The organism is Psychrobacter sp. DM8 (assembly GCF_051307025.1).
Classification (GTDB): domain Bacteria; phylum Pseudomonadota; class Gammaproteobacteria; order Pseudomonadales; family Moraxellaceae; genus Psychrobacter.
In genome coordinates this window covers 1368790-1386132 of sequence record NZ_CP195538.1, presented here as the reverse complement: position 1 = coordinate 1386132, position 17343 = coordinate 1368790, and the positions used below count along the sequence as shown (strand labels likewise).

Sequence of the window (17343 nt, the reverse complement as noted above, 5' to 3'; positions counted from 1 at the left end):
TAGATTCTTTATTTAAGCGGGCTTGTCAGATTCGATAGCCATTTGGTTTTATTCATCCTCCCACCTCATCAAAAAAGGACTTTTAGATGAAATATTTTGTACTGTTAAGTGTCGTAAGTGCAGTTGCCCTCAGCCATAGCGCCAATGCTGGTACGGTATCTGATTACTTTGCCAACCAGAGCGTCCCTGACAAACAGTATTCTGTGTCGGTTGGCTGGTTACATGCCAATCCCACAGGAGATGCCAATGACCTAAAGAACTCAACCGTGATCAATGATGGTAGCAGCTCTGGGGTTTTGACAGATATTACAGGATTACAAAATTGGCAAAGCCCTGATACTGGTCTTGAGGCTGACGATGTCGATACGGCAGGTTTGATCTTTAAATACGCCGCTACTGATAATATCAAGTTCGAGATCAAAGGTGGCGTGCCTCCTAGAGTAGATATTCTGGGTAAAGGGACTGTTTTTTGCACCGATTAGTGCCTCACTAGGTGATGATGTGCTGGCGAATAATTTACCCATCAGTGATTTGACGCAAGGAGATGGTGTTGCTGCGTCAGCTAGAGCTTGGCTACCCGTTGTCGAAGCGCAATATCATTTTGGCAAGTCAGGGGTAGACAAATTCCGACCTTATGTTGGCGTTGGATTTATGTATGCCTACTTCAATGACTTTGAATTAAACGACGGCATACGTAATGACTTAGAGATAGCAGGTCAGCGCGTTCAACAGCTCAAGGCTAACAATCCATTTGTGGCCATAGGTGAGCTTGCTGCTGATGGATCAACTGAGGTAGATGTCGATAGCAGTTCTGACTTTGCCCCTATTATAACGCTAGGCGCTAACTATGACTTGAATGAGCAATGGTTCGTCGTTGGCTCCTTATCCTATGCCAAACTCGATAGCGATACCACCATCAAAATCAAGGACAAGCAGACTAACGAGACATTAATCACTGCAAAAACCAAAACCGATATCGATCCCTTTATCACCTATTTAGGCCTTGGTTATCGTTTTTAATGCATATGACTGATAAAGTGAATAATCCTACCTCCCTACTAACGAAAGGAAATCGTTATGACAGCCCTACTTACCGCCAGTCCAAAATGTGTCAAAAAACGCGAAGCATTTTTAGCTCAGTATAGCGAAGATGAGCTACAGCTTATGCTCGATATGGCTAATGATGCCGATCCTATCGCCGATAGCGTGATCAGCGAGCAGATGAATAGCGATAAAGGTAGTAGAAGCGATATCCGCCTTGGCGTCAAAGAAGGTTTGGCGTCACTTAGCGAGCCTGCACCCGCGCTCAAAGCCTTTTTAGAAGACTCAGAGCAGATCCCTGATTGGGTCGATCAAAGCATTTTGGTCAAAGGCGCTGAAAATTACTTAACGGTAAACGCCCTCTGGCAGTCGGTCTCTTTAGGCCCAGGGTCTTTGACTCATACTTACTGCTCACCGACTATCGCCAAAGTATTGACCCAAACCACCAATATTACCGATATGGCGGTGCGCCGTATTCTTGAGACCGCGCTTTGGAAACAGTATGTGCTCGTCCCAAATGGTCTAACGCCGGGCAATCAAGGCTATATCCATACGCTTGAGGTGCGCTTATTGCATTCACGCGTGCGTATGGGTCTACTTAAAAAAGGCTGGGATACCGAAACGTTAGGACAACCGATCAATCAGTTAGATATGATGCGGACTTGGCTCGACTTTACCTATATTCCTTTTATGGCGTTAGAGAAATTCGGTATTACTTACAGTGATGAAGAATTGAGCGACATCTATCACCTCTGGCAACTGATTGCTAAACTGCTTGGCATACCAGAGAAGTACTATCGCTTAGTGCAAGATAAAGCCTCAGCACAAAAAATGCTATCAATGCTCGATTTGGTATCTAATGAGCCTAATGAGAACTCAAAGCTCTTGACTGAAAAGATGCTGTTGGCTTTGGGTCATATCCTCTCGCCTTTTATTGGCCTGCCGCCTGAGGTCACCATCGATCTCATGCATAGCTTCTGCCGCGTGATACATGGCGATGAGCTTGCCGATCAATTGGGCGTCACCCAAAACCCAACGATGGCTATGGTTCCGGTGTTTACCGCTGCTAATACTTACGAGAAGCAAATTTTGGACAATAGCCCTGAGTATCGTCAACAAAAGATCCAAGAAACCTTGGCAACCTTTGACATGATAGCCGATGATATCGAGGCGGGCGGGCAAACGACGTATCAGCAAAACGCTGATGTGATGGGTGAAGCTGATATTCCGCAAACCGCTTAGTCTGCAAATTCAATAATGCACACTAAACCAGAACGGAGATAGCAGATGTATCTTACCCAAGTTATTCACAAAGCGGCTCGCGAAAAGCCGACGGCGATTGCGACGGTGTTTAATCAGCGCCGCACCACTCATGCTCAAGTTATCGAGCGTGTCGCTAAGCTTGCCGCAGGCTTAGCGGGTTTTGGCGTCGATACTGGAGACCGAGTTGGCATCTTATCTGCCAACTCAGATTATTACATCGAGGCCGTTTATGCCTCCCTTTGGGCAGGCGGCGTGATCAACCCCATCAATACGCGCTGGAGCAGTCAAGAAATCGCTTTTTCACTGATTGACTGCGATACTCGTGTGCTCTTTATCGATGACAATTTTATTCCTATCCTAAGTGATCTCAAACGCTTAAGCCCTAATCTTGAGACGGTTATTTATTGCGGTGAGCATAGTGCACCTAATGGCACGCATGATTATGAGCGCTTGCTATCAGCCAGCACTGCTATAGCTGATCGTCATCGCTGTGATAATGATTTGGCGGCTATTCTTTATACTGGCGGCACCACTGGTCAACCCAAAGGCGTCATGCTCTCTCATCAAGCAATCTTGATGAATGCGCTCTCCACCTTAGCTGCTGGGACGCGGCCTGAGGTGAGCGTTGAGATGCATGTCACGCCTTTGTTTCATGTTGGCGGGCTGGCCACTTTATTTCAGTCTGCACTACGTCAAATCACCCAAGTTATTCTGCCGCACTTTGATCCCAGTCTGGTTATACAAACTATTGAGCAAGAGCGCGTTAGTGAGACCTTTTTAGTGCCGACGATGCTGCAGATGGTACTCGACTGCCCTGAGTTTGCTACTCATGATCTAAGCAGTTTACGCAATGTGATATATGGCGCCGCCTCCATCGACGAGACGCTACTCAAACAAGCAATAAACGCCTTACCCCAAACGCAATTTATGCAAGTTTATGGTATGACTGAGCTTGCCCCTGTCGTCACGGTACTTCCAGCGCATTGTCATACGCTTGAGGGTCAAAAACTCAATAAGCTCAAATCAGCAGGACGCCCAAGCCCGACAAGTGAAGTCAAAATCATTCATCCTAATACTGGTGAAGAGTGCGAATTTGAGGAGTTTGGTGAGATCATCGTACGCAGTCCGTCGGTGATGCTAGGGTACTGGAACCAGGCTGAGCAAACACAAAACACCCTGCGTGGGGGCTGGATGCATACGGGCGATGGCGGATATCTCGATCAAGACGGATACCTCTATATCACCGATCGACTCAAAGACATGATCGTTAGCGGCGGCGAAAACGTTTATTCCTCAGAAGTTGAAAATGCGCTGTCCTCGCATCCCTCGGTACAGATGTGCGCCGTCATCGGCATTCCTGATGCCAAATGGGGTGAAGCGGTGCACGCAATGATCATTTTGCGTCAGAACCATACTTTGACTAGCGAAGAGGCGATCAAATACTGCCGCAGTCTAATCGCAGGGTATAAGTCGCCGCGAAGTGTTGAGTTTTGCTCCAAGTTTCCGCTATCTGCTGCTGGCAAGATATTAAAAAGTGAGCTACGAGCGTCTTATCGCGCCACTGAAAGTAGGGATTAAAATTATGAAAACTATTACTGTAGATATTCAAGACACTATCGCTATCGTAAAAATAAATCGTCCTGATGTGTTCAATAGTATGAACGAGCAGATGTCAATCGATGGCCGTCAAGCGCTGGCTAATATTCGCCAAAACAATACTATTCGCGCGATGATACTAACGGGTGAAGGGCGCAGCTTTTGCGCAGGTGCTGAGCTTAACGACGAGCTATCAGGCGGTGATGAGCAGCATTCGGCAGGCTCACGGCTAAACGCGACCATGCGCGACCATACCAATCCTTGGATTCATGATTTGCATACCATGCCGATACCTATCGTTGTCGCTATCAATGGCGTAGCAGCGGGCGCAGGCGCAGGCTTGGCTCTAGCAGGTGATATCAGTATTGCCGCCCATTCAGCCTCGTTTGTCTTAACCTTTAGCGCCAAGTTAGGCCTGATCCCTGATGTCGGACTCACTTGGCAGTTGTCTCGCCGTATCGGTATGGCCCGCGCTACAGCGGCAGCATTATTAGGCGACAAGATCAGTGCCGAGCAGGCGGTAGAATGGGGTTTGATCTGGCAAAGCGTCGCTGATGATAAGCTGATGGAAGTAGCTCTTAGCACAGCCAATCGACTGGCACAAATGCCAAGACATGCGGCATTAGAGTTACGTCAAGCGCTACATCACGCGCAAACGATGCCTTTAGAAGCCCAGCTTGATTATGAACGCAAACGTCAATGTGTGCTTATCGAAAAGCCTGAATTTAAAGAAGGGGTCGCAGCTTTTAAAGAAAAGCGCGCGCCTAATTTTCTTTAAAAACACCTTATTTGCGCCTCTTTTATCTTTTATAGGATAGCTTTATGAATGATGCTTTTATCTATGATCACATCAGAACCCCGCGCGGCAAAGGTCGCGCTGGCGGTGCGCTACATGAAGTCACGCCTATCAATCTTGCCAGCCAAGTATTGCGTCAGCTGCACAAGCGTAATAGCTTTGATGCCAACGCTATAGATGATGTGGGCTTAGGTATCGTCATGCCTATAGGCGAGCAAGGCGCAGATTTAACCCGCTCAGCGCTACTAGAGGCAGACTACGGCAGCAGTGTACCGGGCTATCAGCTCAATCGCTTTTGTACCTCATCGCTTGATACGCTTAATCAAGGCGCTGCTAGTATCATGGCGGGTATCAACTCAAGCGTCATCGCAGGCGGCGTCGAGTCGATGTCTCGCGTGGCTATTGGCTCAGACGGCGGGGCCTGTTATAGCGATCCTCAGATATTAAAATCCTATCCTTATATGCCAAATGGCATCGCCGCCGACTTGATGGCCACCTTAAACGGCTTTACGCGTCACGATGTAGATAACTATGCGGCGCAAAGCCAACAGCGGGCCGCTCATGCACAAACGCAAGGCCGTTTTGATAACTCCTTGATTGAGGTGCTTGACATCAATGGTCAAGTGCTACTGGCCCAAGATGAAGCCTTGCGTCCATCCACGACTATAGACAGCCTTGCAAAACTTAAGCCTGTGTTTGGTGCATTAGGTGAGCTGGGTTACGACTCGATTGCCAAGCAGCGCTATCCGCAGCTAGAGATGATAAAGCACATTCATACGGGCGGAAACTCAAGCGGCATCGTCGATGGCGCTAGTGCGGTGCTGGTTGGCTCGGCGGAATATGGGATGATTAATCAACTCAAACCGCGTGCGCGCATTCGTCACTTTACTCAAATAGCCAGCGAGCCACTACTTAGTCTAAGCGGGCCAATGCCTGCGACCGAAAAGCTCCTTAAACAAGCCAAAATGAGTGTCTCTGATATTGATTTGTTTGAGATCAATGAGGCTTTTGCAGTAGTGCCCTTAAGCTATATGCAGCACTTTGACCTTGAGGATAGCAGAGTTAATGTCAACGGCGGCGCTATTGCTCTTGGACATCCTTTGGGTGCGACTGGGGCCATGCTAGTCGGTACCGTGCTCGATGAGTTAGAGCGCCAAGGACTCGCTACTGCGCTTGTTACCTTGTGCGCGGCATCTGGTCAGGCAACGGCCACATTAATCGAGCGTATCTAACTATTGAGCGTTTATTAATTGATCATTTAAAAACATGGGAGCACTACCCTTTTGACTATTTCTAAAGACGCCCGTTTGACTACCTTAAACCTTACGATCACAGGCGGTATTGCTCATATTGACATCGATCTGCCCAAGCGTACGGTCAATATATTTACCCCAGCTTTGGTTGCTGATCTTGAAGATGCTATCGATAGGGTTATTGCTGACGATAATATAAAAGGAGCGGTGATTAGCTCAAGTAAGTCCAGCTTCATCGTCGGCGCGGATCTTAAAGACTTGCTACAGCAATATAAGGATGACTGGCAAGCCTCAAAAGCGGCGCATTTATTCGATAAAGAAAATCAAATTTTTCGGCGTATGGAGACATCTGGTAAGCCTTTTGTAGCAGCACTAGGTGGCGCAGCATTTGGCGGCGGTTTGGAGTTGGCTCTAGCGTGTCATTATCGACTGTTAACCGATGACCCAAAAGCTGTGATTGGCTTACCTGAGGTCACTGTCGGCCTGTTGCCAGCGGGCGGCGGCACCCAGCGTTTACCTAGGCTGATCGGTATTGAGAATGCTTTGCCGTTATTACTTGAAGGTTTTGCCATCAAACCTGTTCAGGCGCTTGAGATTGGCGTGGTTGACGAGTTAGCAACGCCGGACACCCTAATCTCAAAAGCGACCGCTTGGATTAATAGTAACCCTTCACCTGCTCAGCCTTGGGATATCAAAGGCTTTAGCATACCCAATCATGCAGGCGCCATGGCAGAGCACGCTCATCGTAGCTTTAATGCCAACTTAATTAAGCTGCGCAAAAAAACCCAAGACAATTACCCAGCGCCTGTAGCTATTTTGAGTGCGGTGTACGAAGGCACGCTACTACCGTTTGATTTAGCGTTAGAGATCGAAGCGAAGTATTTCGGTCAACTATTTGTGGATCCAGTTGCACGCAACTTGATGCGCACCCAATTTGTCAATAAAGGTCAAGCTGATAAGCTCATTAATCGCCCCGCTGATATGGATAAATTTAGGGTCAAAAAATTAGGTGTGATCGGGGCTGGCATGATGGGCGCTGGTATCGCACAAGTTGCGGCGGCTGCTGGCATATCAGTGGTACTGATTGATAATGATCTACAAACTACGCAGCAAGCCAAAACCGGTATCCAAAGCAAGCTTAAAAAAGGATTGGCAAAAAAACACTCTGTCCAAAGTACCGCCAAGGACAAAGCCGAAAAGGATATGCAAGCGACGTTGGACCGTATTCAGCCGACTACTGACTATCAATTGCTTGCCAGCTGCGACTTGGTGATCGAAGCGGTATTTGAAGATAGAAACATAAAAGCTGGGGTATTCGCTCAGATTGAAGCGCACCTTAAAGCTGATGCGGTACTGGCTTCAAACACCTCAACGCTACCGATTACTAGTCTTGCTACAGCCAGCAAACATCCCGAGCAGATCATCGGGCTGCATTTTTTCTCGCCCGTTGAGCGTATGCCGCTGGTTGAAGTCATTATGGCATCTAAAACCTCAGACAAAACATTAGCGCAGGCACTTGATTTTGTACAGCAGCTACGTAAGACCCCTATTGTCGTCAACGATAGCCCAGGATTTTTTACCAGTCGTATTTTTTGTAGCTATATTGATGAAGGTATGGCGATGCTAGCTGAAGGCATAGCCCCTGCGCTCATCGAAAATGCGGCCATTCAGACCAGCTTTGCTATTGGGCCTTTAGCGGTGAGTGATGAGGTCTCCTTGGATCTACAACAACGCGTGGTCGAGCAAGCCATTGCAGATGATATCGCGCCTGAGCGCCTACGCTTGCACGCGCAGCCTATTATCAAGCTTATGAATGAGATCGGTAGACTAGGTCGCAAAACGGGTGCAGGATTTTATGACTATCCAGCTGATCAGCCCAAGCACTTAGCGCCTGTTCTTACTGAGTATTATTCGCCTGCAACTATTCAACCTGATGTCAAAGATGTCGCCGATCGCTTGCTATATATTCAAGCATTAGAGAGCGCGCGCTGCGTTGAAGCAGGTATTATCACCGCTACTGATGCCGATATAGGCGCTGTCTTTGGGCTGGGCTTTCCTAGCTGGACGGGCGGCCCTTTATCCTTTATTGACACTGTCGGCATTCAAGCTTTTGTGTCACGCTGTCAGCAGCTCACCCAATATGGTCAGCGCTTTGCGCCATCGCCATGGCTGCTAGAGCGGGCACAAATTCAACATAGCTTTTACTCTAACAACTCTTAACCTAATGACCTCAAAGCTAAGTAGCCAAATCAGGTAGTCTAAAATGATGTCAATAAGCCGTTAGCAAACTTGAGTATAACAACCCAATAAATAGTGATTTTAAACGTACCAACAAGGATAACTATGCCAAATTTTATGTTAGATAAAGAACAACAAGCCCTACAAGCAAAGACGCGTCAATTTATCGTCGAAAAAATCATTCCCTACGAGAAAGATCCGCGCTGTACCTCACATGGCCCTACCGAAGAGCTGCGTGAAGAGCTGATTGCTCTAGGCCGCGAGGCGGGACTGCTATCGAGCCACATCAGCACCGATTTTGGCGGTCTTGGTCTTAATCATATGAATAAAGCCATCTTATTTGAAGAAGCAGGCTACTCGCCTTTAGGCCCAGTCGCGCTTAACATTGCCGCCCCTGATGAAGGCAACATGCACATGCTACATGAAGTGGCAACTGAAGAACAAAAAGAGCGCTGGCTACGACCTTTAGCAGCTGGCAAGACGCGCTCATGTTTTTGTATGACTGAACCCTCGCCAGGTGCTGGATCCGATCCGACTATGATGCAAACTACCGCTGTTTTGGATGGTGATGATTACGTTATCAATGGGCGCAAGTGGTTTATCACGGGTGCTGAGGGTGCGGCATTTACTATCATTATGGCCAAAGGCGAAGATGGACGCGCGACAATGTTTTTGGCCGATATGGATAGTGAAGGTATTCGTATTGAGCGCATGATGGATGCGTTAGATAGCTGTTTTCCAGGTGGACATTGCGTAGTTGTTTTTGAGAACTTGCGTGTGCCTGCCAATCAAGTACTTGGTGAAGTCGGTGAAGGCTTTAAATACGCTCAAGTACGTCTCTCACCCGCCCGTCTTACGCATTGCATGCGCTGGCTGGGTGCCGCTCGTCGTTGTCATGATGTGGCTACAGAATACGCACGCACTCGTGAAGTCTTTGGCAAACGTTTAGGCGATCACGAAGGTACTGGCTTCAAGATTGCTGATAATGAGATGGACTTGCATATTGCAAGGCTATCGATTTGGCACTGCGCTAATGTGTTAGACACAGGCGCTTTGGGTAAACATGACTCTAGCGCGACCAAAGTGATCGCATCAGAGGCCAGTTGGCGCGTGGTCGATCGCTGCGTGCAGGTGCTTGGCGGTCAAGGCGTCACGCATGAGACTATCGTTGCTCGTATTTTTGCCGATATGCGTGGTTTTTTGATTTACGATGGTCCATCAGAGGTGCATCGCTGGAGTATGGCAAAAAATATTATGAAAGGTCGTACGCCCACTCAACTCTTTGAAGGAGAGAATCAATGAGTCCCTCTATAGACAATGACAAACTGTTTTCTTTACGTGGCAAAAAGGCTTTGATAACTGGTGCATCGAGTGGTTTGGGACGACACTTCGCCAAAACGCTGGGGCAAGCTGGGGCTGAGGTATTCGTCGCCGCGCGTAGTATAGATAAGCTATCGGTGCTCGTCGATGAGCTACATCAGCAAAATATCCAAGCCACTGCCATCAGCTTAGATGTCACTGATAGCGCTAGTATCAAACGAGCTTTTGATGCTATTGAGGAGACGGGCGACCCTGCTCGTATTATTGTCAATAATGCAGGTATTTCTATAGCCAAACCTTTTTTGGAGCAATCTGAGAGCGATTGGGATGATGTTATTAATACCAACCTCAAAGGCGGCTGGCTAGTAGCGCAAGAAGGCGCTTCTCGTTTGGTCGCAGCTCAGCGTACGGGCAGTATTATCAATATTGCCTCAATACTTGGCGAGCGCGTTGCCGGTAGCGTCGCGCCCTATGCTGTCTCAAAAGCAGGTGTCATTCAAGCGACTAAATCTATGGCGCTCGAATTAGCGCGTTACGGCATAGCGGTTAATGCGTTGCTGCCAGGTTATATCAAGACTGAGCTGAACACTGATTTTTTAGAGAGCGACGCGGGTGAGCGTCTGCGTAAGCGTATACCTAGTCGCCGTTTTGGTCTGCCAGAACATCTCGATGGTCCTCTACTGTTATTAGCGAGTGATGCTGGACGCCATATGACAGGCGCGGCCCTCGCCGTCGACGGTGGTCATCTTATCAGCTCGCTATAACGCTTAGACCGTTTAGCTATTTGTCACCCTTTATTACTATGCCTTCATTTATGACATAAGACACTACTATGACCACAGCTAGCAAAATCACACCGCAAGCCATCAGCGATTTTATTCAGCAAAAGACAGGCGCATCCAAAGTCACTGTCGATAACTTAAAGCTGTTATCTGGCGGCGCTATTCAACAAAACTGGGCCTTTGATGCGCATATCGAAGGTGGCGATATGCCAGGCCGACTCGAAGGGGTACTACGCGCTGATGCGCCAAGTGGCGTTGCAATCAGTCATGGCCGTGATGATGAGTTTGCGCTGTTTAAGCTGATGTTTGAAGCAGGCGTTCGTGTCCCTGAGCCTCTATGGATGGGAGACAAAGATTTATTTGATGTGGCGTTTTTTATCATGCGCCGCGTTGGGGGCACAGCAGCTGCGCATCGCTTAGCGAAGGATTTGACTCTAGGAGGTGATAGACGCAAGCTTGCACAAACCTTGGGATCTGAGCTGGCAAAGATTCATGCGATACGCCCGCCCCAGTCTGCTTTATCCTTTTTAGAGGTGCCTAATCAGCCTGTTGCTAAGCTGTTGATAGAGCGCTCGCGTACGTTTCTTGATGAGCATACGGCGCCTTATCCTACGCTTGAGTGGGTGTTGTGCTGGCTTGAGGATAACCAGCCTGCACAGACTCAACTGACCTTGTGTCATCGAGATTATCGCACAGGTAATTACATGGTTGACGCGCAAGGATTGACGGGTATATTGGATTTAGAGTTTGCTGACTGGAGCGATCCGCTAGAGGATATCGGCTGGTTTTGTGCCAAATGCTGGCGCTTTGGGAACGATGACGCCGAGGCAGGTGGCATCGGCACGCGTGAGGACTTTTATGCCGGTTATGAGCAAACTTCAAACCAAACCATCGCCAAAGACTTAGTGCATTATTGGGAGGTCATGGCACACATGAACTGGGCTATTATCGCTCTGCAACAAGGCGCGCGTCATACCTCTGGCGAAGAGCTCTCGCTTGAGCTGGCATTGACAGGACACATGGTACCCAAGCTTGAGGTTGAGATGCTCAAGATGATTGGTTCAACCTAATTTATCTAAATTTAAAACAACATCAGTGTCAAATCACAGCAGTCTATAATAACTAATAAGGAGCCTAATTATGCGCGAACAACCCAAAGCCGATGAGCTACTGCGCTATGCTCGTGAGGTTCTACGCCAAGAGCTTATCCCTGCGCTACCCAAAGAGCATCGTCTGACAGGTTTTATGATTGCTAACGCCATGGGTATCGCTACAAGACAATTGCAACATGGTGATGAGCACGATTATCAAGAGCTTGTCGCATTACAAAAGCTGCTACATAACTTAGGTCACAGCCCTGACAACACCCTAGACTCATCCTCTAAAACTGATTTGGCATCCAAAGAATTGCTATCTGGTCGCATTTTGAGCCATACTACTCTACAGCAAGAGCTCACTATCTTGAATGGACAACTCGCCCAGCTGATTCGCAAACGTGAGCTCAAGGATCAGCAGGCTTTAGTTTTTAGTCATTTAGAGCATATCGCTGCTATTCGAGCTATTGAAAGTGGGGGTTAGATAAGGGTTGTAAGAACTGATAGTTTTTGCGACTATTTATAAAAACGTTCCGATAACTGGAGATGGCTCTATTTTAACCGCAAAGGAAATATGATGGAGGAAGCTAAGGTATATCATCCTAAGTTAGCTTTAGCCAAGCTTCAACCTGCCCCATTACAGACTAAATGTGTCTATCGTAAGAGACTACTAGATACTCTTATCGACAAAGAATCTAGTGTTAAAGTTGTTTTGGTACAAGCACCAGCCGGTTATGGTAAGTCAATACTGCTCACGCAATACTGGCAGTATTGCCAATCGATAGAGGCAAAAACCCTTTGGCTTACCATCGACAATGCTGATAACGATATTGAAAGACTAGTACGGCATCTTTATGCTAGCTGGGAGACTGACCAAAATAGCAGCTTAAACACTAACTTAGATATCAGTTTAGAGTCTAGTGCTAATACCTCTTCCTCCCCTTTCTCTGACGACGCTTTTGCTAATTACTAAGGCCTACTTGAGCGATTAGCTTCTAGTGTTCAGCCACTTAGGCTATTTTTTGATAATTTTGAATCTATCCATAGTCCTGTGGTGCTCAATTATATTCAGCAAATTATCGAATATTTACCTGTTAATAGCGAAGTTATTATCGGTTCTAGAAGTGTTCCCGATCTAAAATTAGGACGCATACGCTCCTATGGTCAACTGCTTGAAGTCACTCAAAAAGAGCTGTTGTTCTCCTTTAGCGAAACTATGCATTTACTACAACAAACCTCAGGTCTGTCCTGTAGAGACAAAACCATTCAAGTGTTGTTAGATAGGACTGAAGGCTGGATTACTGCGATTCAATTGGCAGTATTGGCATTAGGTGAACAGCAGGACGCCGAACAGTTTTTTTCGACCTTTTCAGGCTCAAATACTGAGGTTGCCCAGTATTTAGCCGAAGATATCTTAACTAAACTTAGCGATGCTCAACGAGATTTTTTATTACAAAGCAGTATTTTGACGGAGCTGAGCGCACCGCTGTGCAATCATGTGATGCAAATCGATGATAGCGCTAGCAAGCTGAGTCTTTTGGCTCAAAACAATCTATTTTTAGTCCCAACAGACAGCAGCCATCAGTATTATCGCTATCATAATCTATTCTCAAGCTATCTGCTTGGCTACCTAAAATCGACACAGCCTACTCTACACCGACAACTCAACCGCCGCGCTTCAAGCTGGTATCTTGAACATAGCCGTCCGGTAATGGCTATTGAGCACCTATTAGCTGATCCTGATCAAAGGCCCGCTATTGTTCTACTTAATCAATATGCGATGTCATTGATGGTTGAAGGGCGCTTTCGGCGCTTACTACGTTGGTTCGATAAACTCTCGCCAAACGCTTTTAGGCAACATCAATCGCTACAGCTCATCTATGGGTGGGTGTTGGTACTCAATCGTCGTCATATTGAAGCGCAATTGATCCTAGATAGCTTTATGGCAAAGAGTGCTGATGCGTATTCGGACAGTCAATACGAGCAAATCTTGACCTTACAATGCTTGCAGTTGTCAATGACTGATCAAATTGAAACCTGTTATGAGCAAACCAAGGACTTGTTATCAAGGATGAGCGTCAATCAGCAACCTAGCCAGTCTTTGATGTATGGGGTACTGATCAGCATTATGGCGTATTGTCTTATCGTTGAAGGTAAATATGATGACGCAAGACAGATCATGAATCAGGCGCTGCATCAACATTTAAACCTGCAAAACACTTTTATTCGCTCGTTATGTAATGCGCTAGAGGGATGGATAGATCTTATCCAAGGCCAGCTTAATCAAGGCGAGCTGCGGTTGCAACGGAGCTACAAGCAAGTTTGGATTAAAGGAGAGCAATCTATACCTGGCGGCAAAGCGGTGATTGGGGTGCCCTATGCTGAGCTGTTGTATGAGCGAGATGAGCTCATGCGCGCGCAGTATATTTTGGGAGAGTGCCTGCCCTACGTGCGCGAAAACGGCACTGTCGACTCTTTGATATTAGCTTATTTACTACAAGCCAAAATCTCCAGACATCATGGCGATATCAGCCGCGCCCATCAATACTTGCAAGAGCTTGAAGCCATCGGTATTCAAGCAGGATTAAAGCGTGTCATTATGAGCGTAAAGCTTGAAGAGTCTCGCATTCATTGGCTAAATGACAATATGATGGCAGCCAAAATCGCTTTGACGCAAGTTGAGGACATGCACATTCCAAATAATGTGACCAACTTTGCGTGGCCCGCTCACGATATCGAATCACAAGATATCATGCGTTGGCGATTACTGATTGCTGATGGGCAAGCACAGCAGGCACAAAACGAGCTTAAACAAGCCCTTAAAACCGCCCAAGCTGACTTGCGTTTACGCCGAGCACTAAAAGTGCGAATCTTACTTAGTAGCGCGTTACTGGCATTAAATAAAAAAAATCCCGCTATGCGTGTATTCACCGATGCTTTAGTTTTTGCCAGTAAGCAAGGATTTGTGCGAATATTCTTAGATGAAGATAAAAGTATTCATGAGCTGATAAGACTGTGGCGGCAAAAGAGTGCTAACAAGATAGACGAGCTCTCAATCGATAGGCAGTTTTTGGCTAAACTTGGCGACTTTGATGTCCTCACTGACGCTCCAGTTCCAAACCAACCTAAGCCTGCGCTTACCAAACGAGAACGACAAACCTTGGTGTTATTGGCTAAAGGCATGCGAAATAAAGAGATTGCAGAGAGTTTATTTATCTCTGAGGCCACGACAAAAACTCATTTGCGCAGCATCTACTCAAAGCTAGAAGCCAACAGTAGGACAGAGACTGTAGCGATTGCTCGAGAGCTTGGGCTGATATAAACAACCAATATATTAGGAAGTGTTGAACAGATATTATCCACATACCCTAATAAAAACCCTCATAAGTCACTCACTTAAAACTATTCATTATTTTTAAAAAACTGAATAAATCTTAAATAATTTTAAACCGCTCAAGCTTTAGGGCCTACCAAATCTGGCCTTGGGCTTAAAGTATCTGGTTTGAGCAGTTGACTGTCAAACTCATCGGCTGAGTCTGCACGATAGCCATCCGCTAGCTTGGCATCGGCCTGATCGTTACGCTTAATGTGAAAGTCAGACTCTACGATTTGAGTTAAGCGGCGGGTCAACTCCTTTAGAGGCCATGGCCATAGAATCGGGCGACCATCCTCGTTTAGATACCAGCTATTACAGCCACTGACCCAAACTGTCGTACCCAAGGCTTCATTTACTTCTTGATAAAAGGCTTCGGTGGCCGCCTCGGTTGGTTCAATCTCAGTGATACCTTCGCGGCGCATCCGATCCATCCATTTTATCACGTACTCTGCTTGCGCCTCTGCAATAGGGACTAGCGATGAGTTACCAATAGGGCTGTTGGGGCCCATAAGCGTGAATAGATTTGGAAAACCTGGAATCATCGTAGTGTTATGAGCGATTGGCCCCTCATTCCAAGCGGTATCCAAAGCCATACCGTCACGGCCCGTTACTTGCATCGGACGCATATAGGACTGCGCATGAAATCCTGTGGCAAAGACTAAGATATCAAACTTGTGAAGCTGACCATTTTTTGTAATGACTCCTTTGGGATCAATACGCTCGATATGGGTAGTGCAAATCTCGACATTAGATTGCTGCACCGCTTTATAGAACGTCGGGGATGAAATCATGCGCTTGCACATCGGCGCGTAGTCCGGCGTCAAGCGCGCGCGCAAATCATCATTGGACACTTTTGACAAGCTGCCCTTGGCACTTTTACTAAAAAAAGTACGCTGCCATCCTGGAGCTAGTGGCGCCTTAAACAAACTGGTAAACACTTTGCCTACAGTGTGGTATGCCAAGCGCTGAACAGCAGGTACTTTTTTGGCGAGCGTTTGTAGTGATTTGGGGATCTCTGGATTGGGCGCACTGATTACCCACTGCGCGCTACGCTGAAACAGAGTCACTTGCGCGCATTGCTCAGATAAAGCACTAAGAATTTGCACGCCTGTTGAGCCATTACCGATAATACCAACGCGCCTGCCCTCTAGAGGAATGCTGTGATCCCAGCGAGCGCTATGAAAACTTGCACCTGCAAAGGACTCAATACCTAAAATATCTGGCATATTGGGATGATGTAACACCCCTGTCGCACAGACTAGGACGTCCGCTTCGTCAGTGTCTCCAGTCTTAGTTCTGATCTTCCAAAGGCCGTCTTCAAACTTGGCCTCATCGATTTCACTATTAAATTTGATATGCTCGGTCAAGCCGCGCTTTTGGGTGACATCCTCAAAGTAATCACGCAGCTCATGACCAGGCGCAAAGACATGACTCCATTTGGGCGATAGCTCATCTTTATAACAGTAAAAGTGAGCAGGAACATCGCAGGCAAGTCCGGGATAAGTATTGTCACGCCATGTGCCGCCAACCGAATCTGCCTTTTCATAAACAACAAAATTGGAAGTTCCAGCCTCTTTTAGCGCCTTTGCCATCGCAATACCTGACATGCCTGCGCCAATAACAGCCACTTTGGGTAGCGGCTTTTCTGACTCATATTTGGGAAACTCAAGCGATTTATATTTAAGAGCTGACTTACTAAATAGGCTATCAATGACTCCCATCACCCAAATACCCGGATGCCAGACCCGTATAGGCTCGTAAGCGACAGCATACAAGATCATGTCCGCGCCCGCCTCGACCGATAGTTTAGGATAAGCGTTCCACGTGTTTTGTGCAGGCGCAATCATATCAGTTTGGGTAAGCGGCAGATGTACGGTGGTCCAGTTGATACCATCATTGTAGGTTTCAGCTGCGACGCTTTCAGCGAAGCCATCCAGTGCATTTTTTGAAGCAATATAAGCGCCAAATCTTGGCGTGCCTTTGAGCTGCGTGCCCATCGTTGAGATGTTAATAACATGACCGCCCGTGCCGCTAATACGCATACGATCGACCAAAGGAATGGTGAGGTTGATAGCGCCAAAGTAATTAATCTTCATGACGCGGTCATAATCATGTAAGCGGTCGGCCGCGTCATAAATAGTGCGGCGGATTGAGCGACCTGCGTTATTGATGATCGTATCGACTCCGCCATGCACCTTTAGCACTTGTTTAATCAGGTTTTCGCGGTCATCATCATCACTCAAATCACAAGTATAAATAAAAGCTGTACCATCAAATCTAGCGGCGGCGTCAGCGACCTCTTGCAACTTATCGCTACGGCGCGCCACCAGTAACACATGTGCGCCTGACTCGAGCAAAGATAAAGCGGCACTACGACCCACCCCTGAGGAGGCACCAGTGACTAAGATACGTTTGCCTTGAACCTTGTGACGTAACTCATCTTTAAAGGAGCGCTTAGCAACGATTCTCTTAATTCGATTGAATTGACGGGTAGGCTCCACCTCCATCAATAGATCAGCGATGCGATCGATAGGCGTACGTTTGGGTTTGTCAGTCTTTTGAATATTCATATTACATATAAACC

14 protein-coding genes are annotated in these 17343 nt (G+C 47.1%); 13 read left to right on the top strand and 1 reads right to left on the bottom strand.

All coding sequences use genetic code 11. The annotated features are described in order from the left end of the window. The first annotated feature begins 86 nt into the window (after positions 1–86). The 13 genes from ACR64J_RS05970 (at position 87) to ACR64J_RS05910 (ending at position 14705) form a co-directional block, all read left to right on the top strand. Positions 87–482 (top strand): hypothetical protein, encoded by a 396-nt coding sequence (locus ACR64J_RS05970; protein ID WP_435950950.1) that lies wholly within the window; start codon positions 87–89, stop codon positions 480–482. Positions 483–501: 19 nt separating this feature from the next. Continuing rightward, positions 502–1020, top strand: a complete 519-nt coding sequence (locus ACR64J_RS05965; protein ID WP_435950949.1) for an OmpW/AlkL family protein — start codon at positions 502–504, stop codon at positions 1018–1020. Positions 1021–1077: 57 nt separating this feature from the next. After that, positions 1078–2283, top strand: coding sequence for an oxygenase MpaB family protein (locus ACR64J_RS05960; RefSeq protein ID WP_435950948.1), 1206 nt, complete (start codon positions 1078–1080; stop codon positions 2281–2283). Between the two features lie 45 nt (positions 2284–2328). After that, the gene (locus ACR64J_RS05955; protein ID WP_435950947.1) at positions 2329–3882 is read left to right on the top strand and encodes a long-chain-fatty-acid--CoA ligase; all 1554 of its coding nucleotides are present in this window, start codon (positions 2329–2331) and stop codon (positions 3880–3882) included. 4 nt (positions 3883–3886) lie between these two features. Then, positions 3887–4678: an enoyl-CoA hydratase-related protein gene (locus tag ACR64J_RS05950; RefSeq protein ID WP_435950946.1), complete on the top strand. Its 792-nt coding sequence runs from the start codon at positions 3887–3889 to the stop codon at positions 4676–4678. Between the two features lie 44 nt (positions 4679–4722). Continuing rightward, positions 4723–5928 (top strand): acetyl-CoA C-acetyltransferase, encoded by a 1206-nt coding sequence (locus tag ACR64J_RS05945; protein ID WP_435950945.1) that lies wholly within the window; start codon positions 4723–4725, stop codon positions 5926–5928. A 51-nt stretch (positions 5929–5979) separates the two neighbouring features. Continuing rightward, entirely contained in the window at positions 5980–8169 is a 2190-nt protein-coding gene (locus ACR64J_RS05940) for a 3-hydroxyacyl-CoA dehydrogenase NAD-binding domain-containing protein (protein ID WP_435950944.1), read from the top strand. Between the two features lie 123 nt (positions 8170–8292). Then, positions 8293–9489 carry an acyl-CoA dehydrogenase family protein gene (locus ACR64J_RS05935; RefSeq protein WP_435950943.1) on the top strand — a complete coding sequence of 399 codons (1197 nt, stop codon included), beginning with the start codon at positions 8293–8295 and terminating at the stop codon, positions 9487–9489. Continuing rightward, a complete protein-coding gene (locus ACR64J_RS05930) occupies positions 9486–10271 on the top strand; it encodes an SDR family NAD(P)-dependent oxidoreductase (protein ID WP_435950942.1) in 786 nt (261 codons plus the stop codon). Before ACR64J_RS05935 ends, ACR64J_RS05930 begins: the two co-directional genes overlap by 4 nt. Positions 10272–10339: 68 nt before the next feature. Further along, on the top strand, positions 10340–11359 hold the full coding sequence (locus ACR64J_RS05925) for a phosphotransferase family protein (RefSeq protein ID WP_435950941.1): 1020 nt from the start codon (positions 10340–10342) through the stop codon (positions 11357–11359). A gap of 70 nt (positions 11360–11429) precedes the next feature. Beyond that, positions 11430–11867, top strand: a complete 438-nt coding sequence (locus tag ACR64J_RS05920) for a DUF6285 domain-containing protein (RefSeq protein WP_435950940.1) — start codon at positions 11430–11432, stop codon at positions 11865–11867. 90 nt (positions 11868–11957) lie between these two features. After that, positions 11958–12356, top strand: coding sequence for a hypothetical protein (locus ACR64J_RS05915; protein ID WP_435950939.1), 399 nt, complete (start codon positions 11958–11960; stop codon positions 12354–12356). Positions 12357–12437: 81 nt separating this feature from the next. Further along, complete coding sequence (locus tag ACR64J_RS05910) at positions 12438–14705, top strand: LuxR C-terminal-related transcriptional regulator (RefSeq protein ID WP_435950938.1); 2268 nt, start codon at positions 12438–12440, stop codon at positions 14703–14705. 131 nt (positions 14706–14836) lie between these two features. On the opposite strand, the gene ACR64J_RS05905 is transcribed toward ACR64J_RS05910, so the two are convergent. Further along, positions 14837–17329 (bottom strand): SDR family NAD(P)-dependent oxidoreductase, encoded by a 2493-nt coding sequence (locus ACR64J_RS05905; protein ID WP_435950937.1) that lies wholly within the window; start codon positions 17327–17329, stop codon positions 14837–14839. Between the last annotated feature and the right edge of the window lie 14 nt (positions 17330–17343).